Origin of the sequence: Variovorax sp. Root473 (assembly GCF_001426505.1) — a bacterium.
Taxonomy (GTDB): Bacteria; Pseudomonadota; Gammaproteobacteria; order Burkholderiales; family Burkholderiaceae_C; genus Variovorax.
Genome location: NZ_LMEV01000002.1, coordinates 286,947 through 310,700 on the forward strand (window position 1 = coordinate 286,947; position 23,754 = coordinate 310,700).

The 23,754-nt window shown below is 69.8% G+C and carries 23 protein-coding genes; 15 read left to right on the plus strand and 8 right to left on the minus strand.

Annotation, left to right across the window (positions count from 1 at the left end):
- Positions 1–42: 42 nt before the first annotated feature.
- Positions 43–612, minus strand: coding sequence for a type II secretion system protein N (locus ASD34_RS04030; protein WP_235509965.1), 570 nt, complete (start codon positions 610–612; stop codon positions 43–45).
- A 113-nt stretch (positions 613–725) separates the two neighbouring features.
- On the opposite strand from ASD34_RS04030, the gene gspG reads away from it, so the two are divergent.
- The 14 genes from gspG (at position 726) to ASD34_RS04100 (ending at position 15,078) form a co-directional block, all read left to right on the plus strand.
- Positions 726–1,166, plus strand: coding sequence for a type II secretion system major pseudopilin GspG (gspG, locus tag ASD34_RS04035; protein WP_056573020.1), 441 nt, complete (start codon positions 726–728; stop codon positions 1,164–1,166).
- The gene (locus ASD34_RS04040) at positions 1,141–1,647 is read left to right on the plus strand and encodes a prepilin-type N-terminal cleavage/methylation domain-containing protein (RefSeq protein WP_056573024.1); all 507 of its coding nucleotides are present in this window, start codon (positions 1,141–1,143) and stop codon (positions 1,645–1,647) included. The genes gspG and ASD34_RS04040 overlap by 26 nt, the downstream gene beginning before the upstream one ends.
- The gene (gene gspI / locus ASD34_RS04045; protein WP_056573026.1) at positions 1,644–2,024 is read left to right on the plus strand and encodes a type II secretion system minor pseudopilin GspI; all 381 of its coding nucleotides are present in this window, start codon (positions 1,644–1,646) and stop codon (positions 2,022–2,024) included. Before ASD34_RS04040 ends, gspI begins: the two co-directional genes overlap by 4 nt.
- A complete protein-coding gene (locus tag ASD34_RS04050; RefSeq protein WP_056573029.1) occupies positions 2,024–2,713 on the plus strand; it encodes a type II secretion system protein J in 690 nt (229 codons plus the stop codon). Before gspI ends, ASD34_RS04050 begins: the two co-directional genes overlap by 1 nt.
- Before the next feature lie 20 nt (positions 2,714–2,733).
- Entirely contained in the window at positions 2,734–3,744 is a 1,011-nt protein-coding gene (gspK, locus tag ASD34_RS04055) for a type II secretion system minor pseudopilin GspK (protein ID WP_157609620.1), read from the plus strand.
- 130 nt (positions 3,745–3,874) lie between these two features.
- Positions 3,875–5,086 (plus strand): type II secretion system protein GspL, encoded by a 1,212-nt coding sequence (gene gspL / locus ASD34_RS04060; RefSeq protein ID WP_056573033.1) that lies wholly within the window; start codon positions 3,875–3,877, stop codon positions 5,084–5,086.
- Positions 5,083–5,634, plus strand: a complete 552-nt coding sequence (gene gspM, locus ASD34_RS04065) for a type II secretion system protein GspM (protein ID WP_056573036.1) — start codon at positions 5,083–5,085, stop codon at positions 5,632–5,634. Before gspL ends, gspM begins: the two co-directional genes overlap by 4 nt.
- A gap of 23 nt (positions 5,635–5,657) precedes the next feature.
- A complete protein-coding gene (gene gspN, locus ASD34_RS04070; protein ID WP_056573039.1) occupies positions 5,658–6,461 on the plus strand; it encodes a type II secretion system protein N in 804 nt (267 codons plus the stop codon).
- A gap of 7 nt (positions 6,462–6,468) precedes the next feature.
- Positions 6,469–8,805, plus strand: a complete 2,337-nt coding sequence (gene gspD, locus ASD34_RS04075) for a type II secretion system secretin GspD (protein WP_056573041.1) — start codon at positions 6,469–6,471, stop codon at positions 8,803–8,805.
- 35 nt (positions 8,806–8,840) lie between these two features.
- Positions 8,841–10,232 carry a GspE/PulE family protein gene (locus tag ASD34_RS04080; RefSeq protein ID WP_056573044.1) on the plus strand — a complete coding sequence of 464 codons (1,392 nt, stop codon included), beginning with the start codon at positions 8,841–8,843 and terminating at the stop codon, positions 10,230–10,232.
- A 9-nt stretch (positions 10,233–10,241) separates the two neighbouring features.
- Positions 10,242–11,483 carry a type II secretion system inner membrane protein GspF gene (gene gspF / locus ASD34_RS04085; RefSeq protein ID WP_056573047.1) on the plus strand — a complete coding sequence of 414 codons (1,242 nt, stop codon included), beginning with the start codon at positions 10,242–10,244 and terminating at the stop codon, positions 11,481–11,483.
- A gap of 22 nt (positions 11,484–11,505) precedes the next feature.
- Positions 11,506–12,405: a 5'-nucleotidase gene (locus tag ASD34_RS04090; protein ID WP_056573049.1), complete on the plus strand. Its 900-nt coding sequence runs from the start codon at positions 11,506–11,508 to the stop codon at positions 12,403–12,405.
- 238 nt (positions 12,406–12,643) lie between these two features.
- Positions 12,644–12,826 (plus strand): hypothetical protein, encoded by a 183-nt coding sequence (locus ASD34_RS04095; protein ID WP_056573053.1) that lies wholly within the window; start codon positions 12,644–12,646, stop codon positions 12,824–12,826.
- 32 nt (positions 12,827–12,858) lie between these two features.
- A complete protein-coding gene (locus ASD34_RS04100; protein ID WP_056573272.1) occupies positions 12,859–15,078 on the plus strand; it encodes a phosphocholine-specific phospholipase C in 2,220 nt (739 codons plus the stop codon).
- A 161-nt stretch (positions 15,079–15,239) separates the two neighbouring features.
- Here the strand turns inward: ASD34_RS04100 and ASD34_RS04105 are convergent, their stop codons facing one another.
- From ASD34_RS04105 to ASD34_RS04115, 3 genes are read right to left on the minus strand one after another with little or no spacing between them, the layout of a single operon-like run.
- Complete coding sequence (locus ASD34_RS04105; RefSeq protein ID WP_056573055.1) at positions 15,240–16,538, minus strand: c-type cytochrome; 1,299 nt, start codon at positions 16,536–16,538, stop codon at positions 15,240–15,242.
- 7 nt (positions 16,539–16,545) lie between these two features.
- Entirely contained in the window at positions 16,546–17,271 is a 726-nt protein-coding gene (locus tag ASD34_RS04110; protein WP_056573059.1) for a c-type cytochrome, read from the minus strand.
- Positions 17,271–17,459, minus strand: a complete 189-nt coding sequence (locus ASD34_RS04115; RefSeq protein WP_056573062.1) for a DUF2970 domain-containing protein — start codon at positions 17,457–17,459, stop codon at positions 17,271–17,273. The genes ASD34_RS04110 and ASD34_RS04115 overlap by 1 nt, the downstream gene beginning before the upstream one ends.
- 122 nt (positions 17,460–17,581) lie before the next feature.
- Between ASD34_RS04115 and ASD34_RS04120 the strand changes: the two genes are divergently transcribed.
- Entirely contained in the window at positions 17,582–19,009 is a 1,428-nt protein-coding gene (locus ASD34_RS04120; protein WP_056573067.1) for a PLP-dependent aminotransferase family protein, read from the plus strand.
- Between the two features lie 162 nt (positions 19,010–19,171).
- On the opposite strand, the gene ASD34_RS04125 is transcribed toward ASD34_RS04120, so the two are convergent.
- The 4 genes from ASD34_RS04125 to ASD34_RS04135 all read right to left on the minus strand — a co-directional run bounded on the left by ASD34_RS04125 (position 19,172) and on the right by ASD34_RS04135 (position 23,747).
- Complete coding sequence (locus ASD34_RS04125; RefSeq protein ID WP_056573071.1) at positions 19,172–20,443, minus strand: MFS transporter; 1,272 nt, start codon at positions 20,441–20,443, stop codon at positions 19,172–19,174.
- Between the two features lie 268 nt (positions 20,444–20,711).
- A complete protein-coding gene (locus ASD34_RS27815) occupies positions 20,712–20,855 on the minus strand; it encodes a hypothetical protein (RefSeq protein WP_200937518.1) in 144 nt (47 codons plus the stop codon).
- Between the two features lie 92 nt (positions 20,856–20,947).
- Entirely contained in the window at positions 20,948–22,663 is a 1,716-nt protein-coding gene (locus ASD34_RS04130) for a putative 2-aminoethylphosphonate ABC transporter permease subunit (RefSeq protein WP_056573075.1), read from the minus strand.
- Between the two features lie 10 nt (positions 22,664–22,673).
- A complete protein-coding gene (locus ASD34_RS04135) occupies positions 22,674–23,747 on the minus strand; it encodes an ABC transporter ATP-binding protein (protein ID WP_056573078.1) in 1,074 nt (357 codons plus the stop codon).
- Positions 23,748–23,754: the final 7 nt, after the last annotated feature.

The window sequence follows — 23,754 nt, forward strand, 5'->3', positions numbered from 1 at the left end:
AAGAAGAGAGGAAGAAGTGAACCGCCGCGCTGTTGCGGCGGTCTACTGCGCGGGAGCCTGCTGCGCCTGCGGCGGCGGCTCCATCGCGGCACCCGCCGTGGCGGCAGGTTGCTGCTGCGGCGGCGGCATCGCCACCGTCGGCATCGTGGCCGGCAACGGCCCGGCCGGCGCAGGTGACGACACCACGGGCAGGCCGGCAGGCGGCGTTGGAAGCCCCATGCTCAGCGGCGCACGCACCGGCAGTTGCAGCGTGAATGCCGCGGGCCCGTCGCGCTGGGCACCGAGCGTCGCCGCGCGCACCCCCACCGACTGCAGCACATAGCTCTCGCCGACCTTTGATCCAACACGGAACGGCCGCGGCGGCTTGCCGTCGATCGAAATCAGCGCCGCGCCCTGGTTCGACGGGTCCGCCACCACGCCCGACAGCGCGAAGCGGCTCGCAGCCTCCGGCGCCACCGGCGCGTTCGACGTCACCGTGACCACGCCGAGCAACCGGGCCACCGCCTCGGCATCGGCCGCGACCGGTGCGCGCGGCATCGTGGCCGCAGCCGCCACCGCGTCGGCCGGCGACGCCAGCCGCAGCGCCCAGAACACCGCGGCGCCTGCGGCCAACGCCCAAAGCCCCGTCGTTGCAAGTGGGGCATGCCAGCGGGCTGCGGAGTAAGGACTTGTCATGGCCGCGGATTATCATGCAGCGCGCTTACTGCCTCATGTCCCCGCAAGCTATGAACAAACTCCTTCGTTCCGTCTCCCGCACCGCCCAGCGCGGCTTCACGCTGATCGAACTCATGGTGGTGCTTGTCATCATCGGCGTGCTCGCGGCCCTGATCGTGCCGAACGTGATCGAGCGCGCCGACGACGCCCGCGTCACCGCCGCCCGCACGGACATCAACAACCTGATGCAGGCGCTCAAGCTCTACCGCCTCGACAACCAGCGCTACCCGACCGCCGAGCAGGGCCTGCAGTCGTTGCTGACCCGCCCCACCGCGGGCCCGGCCGCGCCCAACTGGAAGCCCTACGTCGAGAAGCTGCCCAACGACCCGTGGGGCCATCCGTACCAGTACATGAACCCTGGCATCAAGGGCGAAATCGACGTGCTCTCCTTCGGCGCCGACGGACAAAGCGGCGGCGAAGGCAAGAATGCCGACATCGGCAGCTGGCAGTAAGCGCATCGCCCTCGGCCGCGTCGTGCAGCCCCTCCTTCGCGCGGCGCGCGGCTTCACCTTGCTGGAGCTGATCGTGGTGATCGCGATCATCGCCATCGCGACCGCCAGCGTCAGCTTCGCGATGCGCGACACCAACGCCGCCGCGCTCGACCGCGAGGCCGACCGCCTCGCCGCCCTGCTCGAATCGGCCCGCGCCCAGTCGCGCGCCAGCGGCGTCATGGTGCGCTGGCGCCTCGTCGAAGGCGGCGGCTTCGTCTTCGACGGGCTGCCGACCGACGCCCTGCCCACCGGCTGGACCCATGCGGGCATCACGGCCCAGCCCGTGCTGGCCAGCGGCACGCCGGTGGCAGCGCTGCAGCTCGGGCCCGATCCCATCATTCCGGCGCAGCAGGTCATGCTGCACAGCGAAGGCCCGCCCGCGCGCATGCTGCGCGTCGCCACCGACGGGCTGCGGCCGTTCACCGTGTTCGCCGTGCCATGAAACAGCGGCTGCGGCGCGCCGGCTTCAGCCGCGGCTTCACGCTGATCGAGGTGCTGATCGCGCTGGGCATCGTCGCGCTGGCGCTCGCGGCCGGCTCGCAGGCCACGATGTCGCTCACGCGCAATGCGCAGCGCCAGTCCGACCTCGTGCTGGCTGGCCTGTGCGCCGAAAACGAACTCGCCAAGGCGCGCCTGTCGCGGCAGATGCCGGCCATCGGCGACTCGGGCTCGATCTGCCTGCAGGCCGGCCTCACCTTCCTCGTGACGACCACGACGGTGCCCACGCTCAACCCGAACTTCCGGCGCGTCGATGTGCAGGTGCGCGACGAAGGCAGCGCGCCGCTGCTTCGCGTCTCGACCGTGGTGGGGCGCGTCTGATGGGGTCCATCCGCAAGCCTTCGCGCGTGCGCGGCTTCACGCTCATCGAGCTGCTGGTCGCCATCGCCGTGATGGCGCTGCTCGCGCTCGTGAGCTGGCGCGGCCTGGACAACATGTCACGCGCCACCACGCAGAATCAGCTGCGCGCCGACGCGGTGCTCACGCTGCAGGCCACGCTCGCGCAATGGAGCGCCGACCTCGAGGCCATCACCCTGCTCGCGCAGACCCGCCCGATCGACTGGGACGGCCGCGTGCTGCGCATGACGCGCCGCAGCAGCGACAGCAGCATGCCGGCCGTGCAGGTCGTCGCCTGGGCGTTGCGCCCCGGCGCAGACGGCACGCGCTGGCGCCGCTGGCAATCAGCGCCCTTCGCCACGCGCGGCGAATGGGTGCAGGCCTGGAACCTCGCGGCCGCCTGGGCGCAGGACGGCGCCGCGCCCACGGGCGGCGCCTCCGATGTCGCGCTGATCCCCGTCAACAGCTGGCAGCTCGCGTACTTCCGCAACAACGCCTGGGTGCCAGCGGAGCCGCTGCCGGCGGCGGCAGCGAGCCCGTCCAACCCGGCCGGCGCACTCGTCGCCCTGCCCGACGGCGTGCGGCTGGTGCTGACCCTGCCGCCCGGCGACGGGCTTTCGGGCACGCTCACGCGCGACTGGGTCCGGCCGACGCTGGGGGGGCCGCGCTCATGACCCCGCAACGATCACATCGCATGACACGCGCACGCCGCCAGTCCGGCGCCGCGCTGCTCGCCGCGATGCTGACCGTGATGCTGGTCGCCACGTTTTCCGCCGCCGCACTCTGGCAGCAGTGGCGCTCCGCAGAGGTCGAAGGCGCCGAGCGCGCGCGGGTGCAGGCGGCCTGGGTACTCATCGGCGCGCTCGACTGGTCGCGACTGATCCTCGGTGAAGACGGCCGCGCCGGCGGACCCGACCACCTCGGCGAGCCATGGGCCGTGCCACTCGAAGAGGCCCGCCTCACCAGCTTTCTTTCAGCCGAGAAGAACGTGGCGAGCGACAACCTCGAAGGCCTGCCCGACGCGTTTCTGTCGGGTCGCATCGTCGATGCGCAGTCCAAGCTCAACGTGCTGTCGCTGATCGACGCCGGCAAGCCGGTGCCCGCCAGCGTCGCCACCTTCACGCGCCTTTTCAACCTGCTGGGCCTGCCGGCGGGCGAGCTCAGCCAGATGACCGCGCAGCTCGCGAGCGCGCTCCACACCGGCACCACCGACGCCGCCACCGCCGGTGGTGCCAGCGGCGGTGGCGCTGCCAGCGCCGACACCGGCGCCGCACCGCTGATGCCGCAGGAAGTCTCGCAACTCGTGTGGCTCGGCCTTTCGCCCGCCACCGCCGTCGCGCTCGAGCCGTACGTGACGATCCTGCCCCAGCGCACCACGCTCAACCTCAACACGGCCAGTGCCGAGGCCATCAGCGCGAGCGTCGAGTCGCTGGGCATCGCCAGCGCGCGCCAGCTGGTGGAGCGACGCACCCGCTCCTTCTTCAAGAACATCGAGGAAGCGAACGCAGGCCTGCCCAGCGGCGGCTCGCGTTTCAACGCGGCCCAGCACGGCGTGGGCACCCAGTATTTCGAGGTGTACGGCCGGCTGCGGCTCGATCGCACCTGGGTCGAAGAGCACTCGCTGCTCTTTCGCAAGGGCCTGGCCGTGACCACGGTCTGGCGCATCCGTGGCGCGGGCGCTACCACGCCCCCGGCAAAACCCTGATCCTCTGGTCCTTTTTTCTGATCAAAACACCGTCAAACGCACGTAGTTTCTGCAAGGTATGCTATCCAAACAATAGCAACAACTTGTAAGTCACCCTCCTACAATCACCGGCTTTCCGATACCTCCCGACATGACCCCGCTGCTGCTCATTGCCCCCCTCCCTCCGGCCGATGCCGGAGGCGAGTACGACTGGGCCCAGGCCGGTGAGGACGGCATCGCCTTGCGTGACCAGGGCCGTGCGCTGCTGACGCTGCTGCCGTCGGGCTCCGAAGTCACGCTCGGCATTCCGTCCGCGGCGCTCTCCTGGCACCGCGTCACCTTGCCCAAGGGCAGCATGGGCAGCACCTCGAAGCTGCGCGCCGTGCTCGACGGGCTCCTTGAAGAGCACCTGCTCGACGAGCCCGAAACCCTGCACTTCGCGCTCGCACCCGACGCCAGGGCCGGCGAGCCCGTGTGGGTCGCGGCCTGCAACCGCATCTGGCTGCGCAGCGTCGTCCAAGGGCTCGAAGCCGCGGGCCGGCGCGTCGTGCGCATCGTTCCCGAATTCACGCCGCAACCGGCCGATGCACCGCCGCTACTGCAGGTCACGGGCGAGGCCGAGGCGCCGCAGCTCACGGTCTGCGACAACGACGGCGTGGTCTCGCTGCCGCTGGCCGGTGCGGGCCTGGCCCTGTCGAACAGCCTGCCGCTGGACACCGCCGTGATCGGCACCGAGCCCGCCGTGGCCGAGGCGGCCGAGCACCTGCTGCAGCGCCGCGTGCCGATCGTGCAGGCGCCGCAGCGCTGGCTGCACGCCACGCGCACGCCCTGGGAGCTCGCGCAGTTCGACCTCGCCGTGACGGGCCGCGCGCGCGCCGGCAAGAAGTTCGCGTCGGTGCTGCAGACCCTGCGCTTCGCCCCCGAATGGCGCGCCGCGCGCTGGGGCATCGTGGCGCTGCTGCTGACGCAGCTCATCGGCCTGAACGCCTGGGCCTGGAAGGAGCGCAACGCGCTCGAGTCCAAGCGCCAGGCCACGCGCGCCATCCTCACGCAGACCTTTCCGTCGGTGAAGATCGTGGTCGACGCGCCGCTGCAGATGGGCCGCGAGGTCGCCGCGCTGCAACAGGCCGTGGGCGACGTGGCCCCGAGCGATTTCGAACCCATGGTCGGGGCCATTGCCGGCGCCCTGCCGTCAGGCCGCTCCCCGAGCGCCATCGATTTCAGTGCGGGCCAGCTGCGCCTGCGCGGCCTCGGGCTGCAGCCGCAGGAGGTCACGCAGATCACCAGCGTGCTGTCGCCGCGCGGCTACCAGGTGCGCACCGAAGGCGATCTGCTGCTGGTGCAGGCCGAGGCCAACCGATGAACTTCAGCGAACAACTCAAGGCCCGCTGGGCCGTTCTCGGGATGCGCGAGCGCCGCATGGTCATCGGCGCTGTCGCGCTGGTGGCACTGGCCTTGCTCTGGTGGATTGCGCTCGCCCCCGCGCTGCGCACGCTGGCCGCGGCACCGGCCGAACACGCACGGCTCGACGCCCAGCTCCAGCAGATGGCCACCTTGCAGAACCGCGCGAAGGCGCTGCAGTCGCAACCGCGCCTGGCGCGCGACGATGCACTGCGCGCACTCGAAAGCTCGGTGCGCGACGGTCTCGGCGTCACGAACGCCCAGCTCATGACCGCCGGCGGCGACGGTGCCGCCACGGTCACGCTGCGCGGCGCACCCGCCCAAAACCTGGCGCAATGGCTTGCACAGGCGCGCGGCAATGCCCACGCCGTGCCGCGCGAGGTGCACCTGACGCGTGCGCCCGTCGCACCACCGCCGCCGGGCGCCAAGCCAACGCCCGCCACGCCCGACCAACCTGCGCCCCCCCGCTGGGACGGCACGCTCGTGATGGCGCTGCCCGCCCCACGCTGAAGCACCGCCACGCACTGCACGGCATGGCGAGACGCCCCCCGAACCTCGATCTTCAGCCGCGTCGCGGCAGCTGGCGCTGGGCCGTGCTCGGCGCCGTCACCGGTGTGCTGGTCGCGGTCATGCTGTTCGCGCCGGCGCGCTGGCTGGCCTCGGCGCTCTCAGGATGGACGCAGGGCCGCCTGTTGCTGGTCAACCCGCGCGGCACGGTCTGGAACGGCACCGCCGCCGTCGTGTTCGCCAGCGGCGCGGGCGGCACGCAGGCCGTCTCGTTGCCGGGCCTTCTGAACTGGCGCATGTGGCCGAACTGGCGTGGCCTGTCGGCGCGCCTCGACCTTTCCTGCTGCGCGGCGCAGCCGCTCGGCTTGCAAGCCAGCCCGCGGGCCGACGGCCTGCTGCTCACATGGCAGGACGCCCGCTCGCGCTGGCCCGCCACGCTGCTCACCGGCCTGGGCGCGCCCTGGAACACGCTCAAGCTCGAAGGCGCGCTCGACCTCACCACGCGCGCCTTCGCCATGCAGTGGGACGGCCCCGCGCTGCGCATCGAAGGCCAGGCCACGCTCGACGCCACCGATGTCTCGTCCGCCCTGTCGACCCTGCGACCGATGGGCAGCTACCGCCTCTCGCTCGAAGGCGGCACGCGTTCCACGCTGCTGCTGAGCACGCGCGAAGGCAGCCTCGAACTGAACGGCAGCGGCAACTGGAGCGGCACCGCGTTGCGCTTCAACGGCGAAGCCAGCGCGGCACCGGGCCGCGAAGACGCACTTTCCAATTTGTTGAACATCATCGGGCGGCGCGACGGTGCGCGCTCGATCATCACCCTGGGTTGATCCGACCATGAAGAAGCCTCTGTCCTCGTCCGGCGCCCGCCCCGGCCTCATCGCGCTCGCGGTACGCCTGCTGATCGCGGCGTCGTTCGTGCCCGTGTTGCCGGCCGCCTACGCACAGGCCGGCGACGCCCCGCGGCGCGGCGAACCGATCACGCTCAACTTTGCCGCCGCCGACATCGAGGCCGTGGCGCGCACCATGGCGGTCGTGACCGGGCGCGACGTGGTGGTCGATCCGCGCGTCAAGGGCACCATGAACCTCGTCACTGACCGCCCGCTGGCGCCGGCTGCCGCGTTCAACCAGTTCGCCGCCGCGCTGCGCCTGCAGGGCTTTGCGGTGGTGGAGGCCGACGGCCTGTTCAAGGTGGTGCCAGAGGCCGACGCCAAGCTGCAGACCAGCACCGTCAACACCTCCATCAGCGGCGCCAGCTCGGCCGCGGGCAACCAGATCGTCACGCAGATCTTTCGCCTGAACTACGAGTCGGCCAACAGCCTGCTGCCGGTGCTGCGCCCGCTGATTCCGCCGAACAACACCATCAACGTGAACCCGGGCAACAACTCGCTCGTGATCACCGACTACGCCGACAACTTGCGCCGGCTGGCGCGCATCATCGCGTCGCTCGACGTGCCCAACGCGTCCGACATCGAGGTGATCCAGCTCAAGCACTCGGTCGCCACCGACATGGTGCCGCTGGTCACGCGGCTGGTCGACGGCGGCGGACCGAGCACGCCGGGTGCTGCCACGCCGGGCGGGGCCGACGCCTCGTTCCGCACCACGCTGATGGCCGATCCGCGCAGCAACTCGCTGATCCTTCGCGCCGCCAACCCCGCGCGCGTGCAGCTCGTGCGCACGCTGGTCGAGAAGCTCGACCGCCCGCCCGCAGAAAGCAGCAACGGCGCGGCCGGCAACATCTACGTGGTCTACCTGAAGAACGCCGACGCGGTGCGCCTCGCGGCCACGCTGCGCGCCGCCATGGCTGCGAGCCAGCAGCAGTCGCAGGTGCCGGGTGCGCCCGGTGCCGCGGGCAGCGCGGGCTCGTCGGCGCCGCCGGCCAGCATGCCGCAGCAGATGCAGGCCAGCTTCGGCGGCAACAACCAGGGCGGCGGCTCGGCCGCGGCCAACGCGCCGCTGAACAACGCCAACCAGCCCTCCACCGGCGGCCAGATCCAGGCCGACCCGAGCACCAATTCGCTGATCATCACCGCGCCCGAACCGCAGTACCGCCAGATGCGCGCCGTGATCGACAAGCTCGACGGCCGCCGCGCGCAGGTGATGATCGAAGCGCTCATCGTCGAAGTCAGCGCCAAGAAGGCCGCCAACTTCGGCGTGCAGTGGCAGAGCGCGCTGGGCAACAACGCGGTCATCGGCACCAACTCCAGCCTCGCCAGCGCCAACATCCTGGCACTCACACAGGCACTGGCCACGCGCGACGTGGCCGGCGTGCGGCCCTCCACCGGCCTGAACCTGGGCATCGCCGGCAAGATCGGCGGCCAGTACATCCTGGGCGCCATCGCCAACTTCTTCAACAGCGACGGCGACGCCAACGTGCTCTCCACGCCCAACCTGCTGACGCTGGACAACGAAGAAGCCAAGATCGTCATCGGCCAGAACGTGCCCTTCGTGACCGGCCAGTACGCCAGCACCTCGGGGTCGGTCGGCATCAACCCGTTCACCACGGTGGAGCGCAAGGACGTGGGCCTCACGCTGCGCGTGCGCCCGACCATCAACGAGAACGGCACCGTGAAGATGACCATCTTCCAGGAGACCTCCACGGTCGACCAGAACACCGCCAAGGACCCCAACGGCCCGACCACCAACAAGCGCTCCATCGAATCGAGCGTGCTGGTCGAAGACGGCGGCCTCGTGATGCTCGGCGGCCTGCTGTCGGACAACTACAGCAACAGCATCGAGAAAGTGCCGCTGGCCGGCGACATCCCCGTGTTCGGCAACCTGTTCAAGAACGAGGTGCGCTCGCGCGACAAGAGCAACCTCATGATGTTCCTGCGCCCCGCCGTGATGCGCGACGGCGCCTCCACCGAAGCCTTCGCCTACGACCGCTACGACGAGATCCGCGGCATGCAGCAGCGCACGCAGCCCAACACCGACAACATCATGCTGCGCGGTGTGGACTCGGCGCCCGTGCTGCCCGAGGCACCGCTGGTGCGCATCAACCGCCTCAACGGCAACAGCGACGACAGCAAGAAGAGCGGCCAGACCCGCATGGAAGGCACGCAACTCATCCCGCCGCCGCGCCCCGCGAGCGACAACCGCCGGCTCGCGCCCAGCCCGCTGCGCGGCGCGCTGCCGCCCACCGCCGACCCGACCAGCTCGCGCGAGCTGCCCTGATCCCGCCCTCCCCGCCCTGCACACGCCAGCCACCCATGCGCTATCCCCTGCCCTACGCGTTCGCACGCAGCCAGCAACTGCTGCTCGAAGCCACGGACGACGGCCGCCACACGCTGTGGATGTCTTCCCACCCGGCGCGCAGCGCGGTCGGTGAAGTGACCCGCAAGTACGGCGTGCAGGCCTTCGAGGTGCTCGACGACGGCCCGCTTGCCCAGCGCATCAGCGCCGCCTACGCCCAGGGCGAATCGAGCGCCGCCGCGGTGGTCAGCGAAGTGCAGAACGACGCCGACCTCTCGCGCATGATGCAGGAGCTGCCGGCTGTCGAAGATTTGCTGGCCAGCGCCGGCGACGCACCCATCATCCGCATGCTGAACGCGCTGCTCACGCAGGCCGCGCGCGACGGCGCCAGCGACATCCACATCGAGCCCTACGAGCGCACGTCGTCGGTGCGCTTTCGCATCGACGGCACGCTGCGCGAAGTGGTGCAGCCCAACCGGGCGCTGCATGCCGCGCTGATCTCGCGCCTGAAGATCATGGCCGACCTCGACATCTCCGAGAAGCGGCTGCCGCAGGACGGGCGCATCTCCTTGCGCATCGGCACGCGCGCGGTCGACGTGCGGGTGTCGACGCTGCCCAGCGCGCACGGCGAGCGCGCCGTGCTGCGCCTTTTGGACAAGAGCGAATCGAAGCTCACGCTCGAATCGGTGGGCATGCAGGGCGACTCGCTGGCGCGCTTCGAAAAGCTCATTGCGCAGCCGCACGGCATCATCCTCGTGACCGGTCCCACGGGTTCGGGCAAGACCACCACGCTGTATGCCGCGCTGGCGCGTCTCGATGCGAGCCGCAGCAACATCATGACGGTGGAAGACCCCATCGAGTACGAGCTGCCGGGCGTGGGCCAGACGCAGATCAACGCGAAGATCGAACTCACCTTCGCCAAGGCCCTGCGCGCCATCCTGCGGCAAGACCCCGACGTGATCATGATCGGCGAAATCCGCGACTTCGAAACCGCGCAGATCGCCATCCAGGCGTCGCTCACCGGCCACCTCGTGCTGGCCACGCTGCACACCAACGATTCGGTGAGCGCCGTCACGCGCCTGACCGACATGGGCGTGGAGCCCTTCCTGCTGAGCTCGTCGCTACTCGGCGTGCTGGCCCAGCGCCTCGTGCGCAAGGTCTGCACGGCCTGCAGCGGGGCGGGTTGCGACGCCTGCGGCCAGACCGGCTACCAGGGCCGCACCGGCATCTTCGAACTGCTCGTGGCCGACGACGCAGTGCAGGCGCTCATCCATGGCAAGGCCGCCGAGAGTGCGCTGTTCGAAGCTGGCGCACGCGGCGGCCTGCGCTCGATGCGCGAAGACGGCGAACGGCTGGTGCAGGCCGGCATCACCTCGCGCGCTGAACTGCTGCGCGTCACCCGCGAGTAACGACCCGCGATGCCCGCCTATTCCTTCGAAGCCATCGATGCCAGCGGCCAGTCGCGCGAAGGCGTGCTCGAGGCCGACACCGCGCGCGCCGCACGCGGCCTGCTGCGGGCGCAGGCGCTCATCCCGCTGTCGGTCAAGCCGGTCGGCAGCGATGCGGCCGGCGGTGGCGGCGCCGGAAGCAACGCGCTCACGCGCTGGCTCGGCGGCGGCAAGCGCGTCTTCAACTCGACGAACCTCGCCGTGTGGACGCGCCAGCTCGCCGGCCTCATCTCGGCCGGCCTGCCGCTGGAACGCGCGCTCACGGCGCTCACCGACGAGGCCGAATCGGAACCGCAGCGCAACCTCGTGGCCTCGCTGCGCGCCGAGGTCAACGCGGGCTCGCCCTTCGCGCGCGCGCTGTCGGCGCACCCGCGCGAGTTCTCGCCCATCTACACCGCCGTGATCGGCGCCGGCGAGCAAAGCGGCAACCTCGGGCTCGTGCTCGAACGCCTCGCCGACGACCTCGAAGAGCGCCAGGTGCTGCAGCAGAAGCTGATCGGCGCCGCGCTGTACCCCGCCATCGTCACGCTGGTGGCGATCGTGATCGTGATCTTCCTCGTGAGCTACGTGGTGCCGCAGGTGGCGCAGGTGTTCGCGGGCACCAAGCGCTCGCTGCCTTTCCTCACGACCGTGATGCTGTCGTTGAGCGCGGCCGTGCGCAACTATGGCTGGTGGATGCTCGGCGCCGTGGTGATCGCGGCCATCGGCGCGCGCATTGCGCTGGCGCAGGAAGCCTTCCGCCTCAAGTTCGATGCCGCGTGGCTCAAGCTGCCGCTGGTCGGCAAGCTCGCGCGCGGCTACAACGCAGCGCGCTTCGCCAGCACGCTCGCCATGCTCGCCACGGCCGGCGTGCCCATCTTGCGCGCCCTGCAGGCGGCGTCCGAAACGCTGGGCAACCGCGCCATGCGGGCCGATGCGCTCGACGCGCTGGTGCTGGTGCGCGAAGGCGCACCGCTGGCCTCGGCGCTGGCGCAGAAGAAGCGCTTCCCGGGGCTGGTGTCGATGTTCGCGCGCCTGGGCGAACAGACCGGCACGCTGCCCGTGATGCTGCAGCGCGCCGCCAACCAGCTCGGCGCCGAAGTGCAGCGCCGCGCGATGCACCTGGCCACCATCCTCGAGCCGCTGCTCATCGTCGCCATGGGCGGCGTGGTGATGCTCATCGTGCTGGCCGTGATGCTGCCTATCATCCAGCTCAATCAGTTCGTCAAGTGACGACGGACGGGGAGCCCCTCACATGCCCGTAACGCTCGAAGACAAGCTCGTGGTCGCGATCTCCTCGCGCGCCCTGTTCAACCTCGAAGAAGAAAACCGCATCTTCGAGGCCGGCGACAACGAGGGCTACATGAAGCTGCAGCTCGACCGCATCGACGTGCCCGCGGCCCCCGGCATCGCGTACTCGCTGATCCGCAAGCTGCTGCGCTTCAACGACGACGGCGTGCAGCGCGTCGAGGTGGTCATTCTTTCGCGCAACGATCCGGTCTCGGGCATGCGCATCTTCAGGTCGAGCGCCGCAGCCGACATCAAGCTGCAGCGCGGCGTGTTCACGCAGGGCCGCCCGCCCTTCGGCTACCTGCGTCCGCTGCGCGCGCACCTGTTCCTGTCGGTCAATGCACAGGACGTGCGCGAAGCGCTCGTCGCGGGCTTTCCGGCCGCGCGCGTGCTCGTCGAATCGGTGAAGGCCAGCGACGCCTGGCCGAACGAAGTGCGCATCGCCTTCGACGGCGACGCGGTGCTGTTCAGCGACGAAGCCGAACGCGTGTTCCAGGCCGAGGGCCTCGATGCCTTCCAGGCCCACGAACTCAGCAAGGCCGACCTGCCGCTGCCCGAAGGCCCGTTCAAGCCGCTGCTGATGGCCCTGCATCGGCTGCAGATGGCGGGCAATGCGCAGATGCGCATCCGCACCGCGCTGGTCACGGCGCGCAGCGCACCGGCGCACGAGCGCGCGATCCGCACGCTCATGAAGTGGAACATCCGCGTCGACGAAGCGATGTTCCTCGGCGGCCTGCCCAAGGGCGAGTTCCTGCGCGAGTTCGAGCCCGACTTCTTCTTCGACGACCAGACCGGCCACGTCGACGCAGCCTCGCGGCATGTGCCTGCGGGGCATGTGGCCAGCGGCATCAGCAACGAGCCCTGAGCCCCGCGGCGCACGGCGCGCGCCGCCCCCATTGCCTTCGTCTTCGCATCGCACACCCCTGCGCGGGTGGTGCGTTGTCACACGCGTTTCGTCTCGCTGTCATCGCTCGTTCACTGCCGAGTAACGGGTTCTTCCTAGTCTTGTCGCCTGTCCGGTGCGCACGTCGGGCCAGCCGCTTTTCGCGCTCGCGCCCTGATCACCCCCGATCTCCACGACATCACAAAGAGAGGATCACCTCATGCTTCTTCAAGCCTCACTGCCCGCGCGACTCCTGTTCGCCTGCCTCCTGGCTTGCACGCTGTCCGGCTGCGGCGGCAGCGACAACAACGGCGGCGGCTTCGCCGGCTTTCCGTCGGTCACCACGCCCCCGCCACCCCAGCCCGACACCGGCGTGAAGCCCGAAATGCGCTGCGCCCCGTGACAAGCGACGTCATGACCTCCAACGACAAGACCATGAATTCACGCCGCAAATTCCTCACGGGCACCGCCACCACCGGCGCTGCCGCCCTCGCCCTCTCGGCCTTCCCGCCGAGCATCCGCCGCGCCCTCGCCATTCCTGCGAACAACAAGACCGGCACCATCAAGGACGTCGAGCACATCGTCATCCTGATGCAGGAGAACCGCTCGTTCGATCACTACTTCGGCACGCTGATGGGCGTGCGTGGCTTCGGCGACCGCTTCACGATTCCGCTGCCGGGCGGGCGCAATGTGTGGCAGCAGGCCGACGAAACGGGCGCGTCCGTGCTGCCCTACCACCTGGACCAGACCAAGGGCAACGCACAGCGCGTGGCCGGTACGCCGCACGACTGGAACGACGGCCAGAACGCCTGGGACGGCGGCCGCTCGTACCAGTGGGTCAAGTACAAGAAGACCGGCACCGCGCCGTACACCCAGGCCATGGGCTACCTCGAGCAGGCCGAGCTGCCGTACCAGTTCGCGCTGGCCAACGCCTTCACGCTGTGCGACGCCTATCACTGCAGCATGCACGCCGGCACCAACTCGAACCGCATGTTCCTCTGGACCGGCACCAACGGTCCCACGGGCGCGGGCGTGGCCTCGGTCACCAACGAATGGGACGACAGCTACACGCCGCCGTCGACCACCGGCTACGAGTGGAAGACTTTCCCCGAGCGCCTGCAGGCGGCCGGCGTCAGCTGGATCGTGTATGAAAACATGCGCGACAACTTCGGCGACAACCCGCTCACCGGCTTCAAGCAATACCGCCAGGCCAGCGAGGCCTCGGGCAAGCCGATCAAGAACACCGGCCCGGTACCGGCCTACGACCCGGCCAGCGACGATGCCGGCAACCCGCTGTACAAGGGCATCGCCAACACCATGCCCGGTGCCAACGTGGACGAGTACCTGAACGCCTTCCGCAACGACGTGAAAAACGGCAAGCTGCCGCAGGTGTCATGGGTCATCGCACCCGCCACCTACTCGGAGCACCCCGGCCCGTCGAGCCCCGTGGAAGGCGGCTGGTACATCCAGGAAACGCTCGATGCACTCACCGCCGTGCCCGAGGTGTGGAGCAAGACCGTGCTGATCATCAACTTCGACGAGAACGACGGCTACTTCGACCACTACCCCTCGCCAGCCGCACCGTCGCTCAACCCCGACGGCTCGGCCGCGGGCAAGACGACGCTGCCCGAGGCCGACATCGCCTTCGAGCGCTTCACGCACCCCAAGCCGCCAGGCACCATCAAGCAGCCCGCACCCGACGGCCGCGTGTACGGCCCCGGCGTGCGCGTGCCGATGTACATCATCTCGCCCTGGAGCCGCGGCGGCTGGGTCAACTCGCAGGCCTTCGACCACACCTCGGTGATCCGCTTCATCGAGACGCGCTTCGGCGTCAAGGAGCCCAACATCAGCGCGTTCCGCCGCGCGGTGTGCGGCGACCTCACGAGCGCCTTCAACTTCGCCACGCCCAACACCGAGGCACTGCCCACGCTGGCCGGCCGCACGACGAGGACGCAGGCGAACGACGCGCGCGCAGCACAGGAAGCCCAGGCACAGGTGCCCATGCCTTCCGACCCGCAAATGCCCCGCCAGGCCACCGGCACGCGCCCCTCGCGCGCCCTGCCCTACGAGCTGCACGTGAGCGCGCGCAACGACGCCACCAGCGGCAAGGTGCGGCTGCTGTTCGCCAACACCGGCAAGGCCGCCGCCGTCTTCCACGTGTACGACAAGCTCAACCTGGATCGCCTGCCGCGCCGCTTCATGGTCGAGGCCGGCAAGACGCTGGACGACACCTGGAACGCGATGCTCGACAACACGGGCTTCTACGACCTGTGGGTGCTCGGGCCCAACGGATTCCATCGCCATTTCCGCGGCGACCTGAACAGCCTGCGCGCGGGCGATGCGCCCAACCCCGAAGTGCGCGTGTGCTACGACATCGCCAACGGAAACGTCTACCTGCAGATGCTCAACGGCGGGCGCAGCGCCTGCAAGTTCACCGTGCGCCCCAAGGCCTACCGCACCGACGGTCCGTGGACCGCGACCGTGGCTGGCGGCACCTCGGCCGAGCAGCACTGGGAGCTCGCCGCCAGCGGCGCCTGGTACGACTTCGAAGTGACCTGCGATGCCGACACCAGCTTCTACCGCCGCTTTGCAGGACGCGTGGAAACCGGCAAGCACACGGTCAGCGATCCGGCGATGGGCCTGCCGGACCTCTGAAGACGCAGGCAGGGTCCCGCGCCCGCCAGTGCCGCGGCGTGGCCGCAGGCGATGCCGACCTGCCGCCGACCCAGGACGTGCCCGGCACGGCCGGCTTTCGCACGCTGAACGAAAGTGCGTGGCATCCGCACACCGCCTGAGAAGGCGGTGTGCGGTGCGCCTCAGCGCCGCATCGTGTCGAGCTGGGTGACCGGTGCGGCGTTGTTCCCCCACGACCCGCGGATGTAGGTGAGCACCTCGGCCACCTCGGTCGCGTCGAGCGCGTGCCCGAACGGCGGCATGCCGTAGGGGCGCGGGTTGCCGGCCGTCGCGGGCAGGAAGCCACCGTGCGCGATCACCTGGATCAGGTTGGTGGGCTGCGCCATCGTCACCGCGCGGTTGCCCGCGAGCGGCGGGTAGGCGCCGGCCGCGCCCTGCCCCTGATCGCCGTGGCAGTAGGCGCAGCGCTGGTCGTAGATTCTTGCGCCGCGCACCATCGCGCCGGCGTCGCGCCGCACCGGGGCGGCGGGCGCCTGCTGGGCTTCGGGCACGTCCTGCTTCACGGCCTCGGGCAGGTCCTTCAGGTAGGTCGCCATCGCGCCGAGGTCGGCATCGCTGAGGTACTGCGTGCTGCGGAACACGACATCGGCCATCGGGCCCATCACCGAGCCGCGCGGGGCGGTGCCGGTTTTCAGCAGCGCCACGACGTCGGCGGCGGGCCAGTCGGCCACGCCGGCTTCGTGCGGATCGGCCAGCGAAGGCGCGTACCAGTTCTCCACCGCGATCAGCCCGCCCGACAACCCGAGCTGGGTGTCGGTCGCGCCCAGCGAGTTGCGGCTGCCGTGGCAGGCGATGCAGTGACCGAGACCGCCCACAAGGTAGGCGCCGCGGTTCCATTCGGCCGGCTTGTTCGCGTTGGCCACGAAGGGCTGCGGCTTGAACGAGAGCGCGCGCCACACCGCGAGCGCGGCTTGCGTGTCGTACGGGAAGCGCAGCCGGTGCGCCTTGTTTTCCGTGGCGGCGGGTGCCACGCTGCGCAGGTAGGCGTAGAGCGCGTCGGAGTCTTCGCGCGTGACCTGCGTGAAGTTCGGGTAGGGGAAGGCCGGGTAGAGCAGGCGCCCGTCCTTGCTGCGGCCGTTGTGCATGGCGCGCCAGAAATGCGCGCTGCTCCAGCCGCCGATGCCGTGCGTCGGATCGGGCGTGAGGTTGGTCGCGTAGATGGTGCCGAACGGCGTTTCGAGCGGCACGCCACCCGCATAGGGCCGGCCGCCGCGCGTGGTGTGGCAGCCGGCGCAGTTGCCCGCCAGCGCGAGGTAGCGCCCGCGCTCGACGAGCTGCGGCGTGGCTTCGAAGGCTTCGGCGCGCTCGGGCAGCGGGTCTTCGCCGCGCAGGTTGAGCGCGAGCACCACGCCGGCCCCCACGGCCGCCAGGGTGACCAGGCCCAGCAGGGTCCAGCCAAAAAGTCTCAGTCGCGAGGTCATCGGGTTCTCACGGTTTCGCGGCGGTGGGCATGCCCCCGCAGGTGACAGGCAGCGGTGCCGGCAGCGAGGCGGCCGGTCGGGTGTCGGCCGGCATCGGCTGCACGGCCAGCCAGCTGGCCACGGCGTTGATGTCGGCGGTGGCCATGCGCTGGCCGATCTGCGCCATGCAGTCGGGCGCGGGCGCGTGGCGCTCCTTGGTGAGCCAGGCGCCCAGCTGCGACGACACGTACAGGCGCGGCAGGCCCAGCAGACCCGGAATGGCCGGCTGCACGCCCGTGAGCGCAGCGCCGTGGCACTGCACGCAGGCTGGGATCTGGCGCGCGGCGTCGCCTTCGAGCGCCAGCTGCCGGCCGCGGCGCAGCTGCTCGGGCGTGGCGTCGCTCTGCGGCGAGACCGCTGCGTACGGCAGCGACAGGTTCGCGAAGTACTCGGCCATCTCGCGCAGGTAGTCGTCCGACAGGTGCTGGACCATGTAGGTCATGTCGCTGTTGAAGCGGCGCCCGTCGCGAAAACTCACGAGCTGGTTGAACAGGTAGCCCGCCGGCTTGCCCGCCAGGCGCGGGAAGAAGCCGGCGTTGGTGGTCGCGCCCTCGCGCCCGTGACAGGCGATGCAGGCGGCCACGCGCTGTTCGATGGTGTCGGGCACGGTGGTCGTCGCGGCCTGCACGGCGACGGGGCCGAACGTCAGCAGCAGCGCCAGGGCCAGCGCTGTGCGATGGAGCACGGCCTTCATCACGTGCCGGCCGCGAAATGCGCCAATGCCAGCAGGCCCGCAATCAGCAACAGCGCCATGCACAGCCCCACGCCGATCAGCGGCAGGATGCCCAGCTGGGCGGTCCGCTTGTCGGCGTCGGCCCGGCGGCCGCCCAGCCCGATGAAGCTCCAGAGTACGGCGCGCACCGCGCGCATCAGATTGAACATGGGTCCACTGTCGCGCAAACGGGTCAAAAAAAACAGATGCAGATCCAGCTCGATTCACCATATCAGATTAGAGTCCCCGCGAATGACAACGGCCCACCGATGCAGCCCCCGATGAAACCCCGATGAAGCGTTACGAAGCCCTGGCCGCCGACATCGAGGCCTCGATCCGCAACGGCACCCTCAAGACCGGCGACCGCCTGCCCTCCGTGCGCCACACGGGCAGCAGCCGCGGCGTGAGCGCCTCCACCGTGTTCCAAGCCTACTACCTGCTGGAAGCGCGCGGCCTCGTGCGCGCGCGCGACCGCTCAGGCTACTACGTGGCCGGCGGCGGCCTGCGCGACGCGCCGCCCGAGACCACCCTCACCTCGCGCCCCGCCGAAGGCCCGCGCGCGCTCGAAGTGAGCGACCAGGTCTTCGACATCCTCGAAGCCAGCATGTCGCGCCAGGTCGTGCCCTTCGGCTCGGCCTTTCCGAGCCCGCTGCTGTTTCCGCTGGCACGGCTGGGCCAGTTCATGGCGGCCAGCGCCAAGTCGCTCGACCCGTGGCGCACGGTGGACGACCTCACGCCCGGCAGCGCGGCGCTGCGCCGGCAGATCGCGCTGCGCTACCTGGCCGACGGCCTGCCCGTGCCGGCCGAGGAGATCGTGGTCACCAACGGCGCGCTCGAAGCCCTCAACCTCTGCCTCTCGGCGGTCACGCGGCCGGGCGATGCGGTGATCGTCGAGTCGCCCACCTTCTACGCCGCGCTGCAGGCGCTCGAACGCATGGGCCTGCGCGCCATCGAGGTGCCGACGCATCCGGGTGAAGGCATCGACCTCGATGCGCTCGCGCAAGCCATCGCCGCGCACCAGCCCACGGCCTGCTGGCTCATGACCACCTTCCAGAACCCACTGGGCAGCCTGATGCCCGACGCGAAGAAGAAGGCGCTGGTCGAACTGCTCGCGCGCCATGAGTTGCCGCTGATCGAAGACGACGTATACGCCGAGCTCTACTTCGGCGAGCGCCGCCCGCCGCCGGCCAAGGCCTTCGACACGCAGGGGCTGGTGCTGCACTGCTCGTCGTTCTCGAAGAGCCTTGCGCCCGGCTACCGCATCGGCTGGGCCTCGGCCGGGCGCTTCGCGCGCAAGGTGGCGCGGCAAAAACTCACGACCACGCTCAGCACCTCGGTGCCCGCGCAACTGGCGCTGGCCGATTACCTTGAGAAAGGCGGCTTCGACAAGCACCTGCGCAAGCTGCGCCAGACGCTGGCGATGCAGCAGGCCACCTTCGCGCAGGCCGTGGGCCATTACTTTCCGGCGGGCACGCGCGCCACGCGACCGCTGGGCGGGTACTTCCTATGGGTCGAATTGCCGCCGCAGGTGAATGCGCTGGAGATCCATCGCCTGGCGCTGGAGCGCGGCATCAGCGTCGCGCCCGGGCCGATCTTCTCGGCCACGCGCGCATTCACCAACTGCCTGCGGCTGAACTACGGGCATGCATGGGATGCGCACAGCGAGCAGGCCTTGCAGACACTCGGGCGGCTGGTCGCGGAAGCGGCCGGAGGCCGGTGAAGATGTCGCCGATACTCAGCCGGCTCGCCCGTTCACACAGGAAGACGCGATGAAGACGTCACCCCGGCCCTTCGCCTACGCGCTCATGGCGGGCACCTCAAGTTCAACAAAAAAGTAGGGCCTGCAACTTCTGGGTCTTTGAGCCCGGCCCCTGCTCGAACTTCAAGCCACCACCGCCACCCCAACCCGCCGCATCCGGCGCACCCTGAACAGCAGGAACGCCGCGATGCTCACGTTCACCAGGTTCCATCCGATGCCGTTCAAAAAGGCCGCGTGGTAGCTGCCCGTCAGGTCGAAGACCTTGCCTGACATCCAGCCGCCCAGCGCCATGCCGAACAGCGTGAACATCAGCACCGTGCCCACGCGCGCGCCGGCTTCCCTGGGCGGAAAGTGCTCGCGCACGATGATCGCGTACGAGGGCACGATGCCGCCCTGGAACAGGCCGAACAGCGCCGAGATCACGTACAGCGGCACCAGTCCGTCGAAGGGCAGGAACAGCAGCAGCGCGACGCACTGCAGCACGCCGCCCAGCATCAGCGTGCGCAGCCCGCCGATGCGGTCGCAGATGGCGCCCGACACCAGCCGGCTCACGATGCCGAAGCCCAGCATCAGCGACAGCATCATCGCGCCCTGCGCAGGGCCGTAGCCCAGGTCGCCGCAGTACGCCACGATGTGCACCTGTGGCATCGCCATGGCCACGCAGCAGGCCACGCCCGCCACGCACAGCAGGCCCTGCGCCGTGCCCAGGCTCAGGCCGAAGGGGCGCGTCATGTCGCGCACGAGAGTGCTGCTGCCTGCCACCTGCGACACCGGCGCCGCTTCGGCGAGTGCCGGCGGCCTTGCGCGGAAGAACAGCGCGAGCAACGCCATCGTCACGCCGCAGAAGATGCCCATGCCGATGTAGGTCTGGCGCCAGCCCACCTGTTCGACGAAGTGCTGCGCGATGGGCGGCCACACGGCGCCCGCGAGGTAGTTGCCGCTGGCGCACACCGCCACCGCGATGCCGCGTCGCTTGACGAACCACAGCGAGGTGTCGGCCACCAGCGGCGCAAAGGCCACCGAGCTGCCGAGCAGGCCCACCAGCAGCGCCTGCGCGATGGTGAACGACACGATGCCTTCCGACAGGCCCGTGGCGATGTAGCCCGCGGCGAGAAAGACCGAGCCCATCAGCAGCGGCTTCATCACGCCGACGCGGTCGGCCAGCTTGCCCATGAGCACGCCGCCGAAGCCGAAGCCCAGCATCAGCAGCGTGTAGGGCATGGAGGCATCGGCGCGCGCCACGCCGAACTCGGCCTGCACGGCGGGCAGCATGACCGACACCACGTACATGCCGCTGCTGCCGACCGTCATGACCAGCAGCGTGAGCGCCAGGCGCACCATGGCGTAGCGCGAGTCGGGCTGGTGGACGATGGCGGTGTCGTGTGTCGTCTTCATTCTTTTTGTCTCCACGCATGCATCGGGCGGCGCATGTGGAGTGGCATTCTCGCGGAAGGCTGCGTCACTTGCTGTGCGCGCCCTCGTCGACGAACTGAAGACCGTCGGCATCACGCACGAAACCTGGCAGGCCGGCATCGCCGAGGCTCATTGCCCGGCTACGTCACGCTGGCCGACGGCGAACTGGCCGGCGACGGGCGATGAAGTGCGGGCGTACGTCCCGTCCTGGGAAGCGCCCCGAGGCCGGTCGACGAATGCCCCGGAAGTCTCAGCCCAAGAACGGCGCGGGCATGACGGCGACGCTCGACGGCAAGGACGCCTTCGGCACCGGTACGCCGGGCTTGCGCTTGCCATCGCAGGCCGCCGTCAGCAGGCCGAGACACAACAGAAGAACAAAGGCTGTGCTTCTCATGCGGCGCATGCTAAGCCTGCAACATCGCGCGTCAAGTCGGACGTGGCGCCAATCGGCATGGCGCCGCCGCTGTCAGAGCGCTGCGCGGTTCATCAGCGTTGCCGCCAGGCCTGCGTGCGCTTCAGCGCCCCATGCCCGGCCAGCGCGAACAGCCCCCGGCCGACAGCGGCCGTGAGCATGATGAGCGAAGCCATCGCGGCCGCCGGCGCCACGTCGCCGGCGTCGTCCATGTTGAGCACGGCGATGGCGGCCAGCGTGGTCTGCGGCGAATAGAGGAACACGACGGCCGACACGGTGGTCATCGCGTTGACGAAGAAGTAGCCGGCCACGTTGAGCACCGTGGGCAGCGCCACCGGCAGGTGCACGCGCCACAGCGTGCGCCAGAACGGCACGCCCATCGATTCGGACACCAGCTCGTACTCGCGGTCGAGCTGGCGCAGCGCGGTGAGCGACGTGAGGTGCGCCACCGAGAAAAAATGCGCCACGGTGCAGACCACCAGAATCGACATGCCGCCGTAGATGCCGTGCAGCGGGTTCGAGGCCGAGTTGAAGAAGAAGATGTACCCCACGCCGAGCACCAGCCCCGGTACCGCCAGCGGCAGGTTGGCCAGCAGGTTCAGCAGCTCGCGCAGCAGGCCGAAGTGGCGCGGCTTCTCTACGAAGTAGGCCGACACGAAGGTGGCGAGCGCACCCGCCACGGCCGCGCACAGCGCCAGGCGCAACGAGTTGACATAGCTGCCCCAGCCGCCGCCATCCATGTTGCTGAAGTCGTAGTTCTTCAGCGTCGGCGTGAGCTTGTAGGGCCAGTAGCTGGCCAGCGAGGCGAACACGGCCATGCCGATCATCACGACGATGGCGAGGGCGGTGAGCGTGCAGAACACGAGCAGTGCGCGGTCGCGCGACTTCACCGGTTCCGGCTGATACGGCGTGGCGCGTGCCGACAGCGCCGCGGCCTGCTTGCGGCGCACGCGCCGTTCGACAAGAAACGACAGCACGGCCGGAATCAGCAGCACGAGGCCGACCACCGCACCCATCTGAAAATTCTGCTGACCGACCACCTGCTTGTAGATGTCGGTCGCGAGCACGCCCGTCTGGCCGCCCACGACCTTGGGCACGCCGAAGTCGGTGATGACCAGCACGAACACGACCATCGCGGCCACGATGAGGCCGTAGCGCGACGCCGGCAGCGTGACGGTGCGAAAGATGCGCCAGCGCGAGGCGCCCAGCGTCTGCGCCGCTTCGTACAGGCGCCCGTCCGAGGTGGCCATGGCGGTGGTAAGAATCAGCAGCGCATGCGGCAGCGTCCAGAACACCGAGCCGAGCACGATGCCCAGCGGGCCGTAGATCGACACGTCGCCCAGCAGCCCCTTGAACAGCCCCTGGTTGCCGAACAGGTAGATCAGGCTGATGGCCGGCAGCAGCGAAGGCGCAAGCAGCGGCATGAGCGCCACGGCGCGCAGCAGGCCCTTGGCGGGCATGCACGAGAGCGTGAGGCCGTAGGCGTACACGTAGGCGATGGCGGTGCAGAGCGCGGCGCTGATCATCGCGAGGCCGACGCTGTTGAAGGCCGACTGAACGAGCGCGGGGTTCTCGAAGTAGCGCACGAAATTCGTCAGAGCGACGAAGTTGCCGGCGCGGTCGTAGAAGCTCTGGCCGACCAACGCGCCGACGGGGAGCGCGACGATCACGACCAGCAGCAGCACGACGAGCCCTGCGGCGACGCCGGTGAGCCAGCGTTCGCGGTCGAAGTGGCCGGCACGCGGCATCGCCACCGGTCGGACGGCGATGGCGTCGGGAGAACTGCTCATGCGCGTCTTGTCAGCGCGCCAGGACCGACAGCGCGTGCAAAGGCAGCTGGATGTGCACCATGCTGCTCGGCACCAGCGGCTCTTCGCCGCCGCTGCGCGCATCGGCGGGCAACTCGGCTTCGATCTCGATGCCCAGCGGCTCGCAAGCCAGGCGCGCCGAGGTGCGGTTGCCGAAGAACTCGGTGTCCAGCAGGCGCGCGGCAAAACTGTTGGTGCCGAGTTCGGAGCCGAAACGCTTCACCACCACATGCTCGGGCCGGATGCCCACGGTGGCTTGCGAACCGACGCTGAGGTTGCCCGGTGCGCAGAGCAGCTCGCTGTCGCGCACGCGCACCTTGCCGTCGGCCAGCACCGTGGCGGGCAGCATGTTCATGCGGCCCACGAAACCCGCCGCGAAGCGGGTGCGCGGCTGGCGGTACAGCTCGTCGGGCGTGCCGGCCTGCTCGATGCGGCCGTTGTGCATCAGCACCACGCGGTCGGCCATCGAGAGGGCTTCTTCCTGGTCGTGCGTGACCATGATGGTGACGATGCCCAGGCGCTTCTGCAGCGCGCGGATCTCGCTGCGCAGCGTGGCACGCACCTGCGCGTCGAGCGCGGACAGCGGCTCGTCGAGCAGCAGCAGGCGCGGGTTGGGCGCCAGGGCACGCGCCAGCGCGATGCGCTGCTGCTGGCCGCCCGAGAGCTGCACGGGGTACTTGTCGGCATGTGCGGTGAGCCCGACGAGGTCGAGCATTTCGCGCGAGCGCTTGGCCATCTCGCGGGCCAGCGCACCCGTGGGGTGCAGGCCGTAGGCGATGTTCTGCGCTGCCGTGAGGTTGGGAAACAGCGCATACGACTGGAACACCACGCCGAAACCGCGCGCCGCGGGCGGCAGGCCCGCGATGTCCTGGCCGCCGAGCAGGATCTGCCCGCTGTCGGCGCGCTCGATGCCGCACACGATGCGCAGCAGCGTGGTCTTGCCGCAGCCCGAAGGGCCGAGCAGGCAGACGAACTCGCCGGGCTCGATGTCCAGGTCGATACCGTCGAGCACGCGCGTGGCGCCAAAGGACTTGCCGATGCCGCGAAGGGAAAGAAAGCTGGTCATGTGCGGC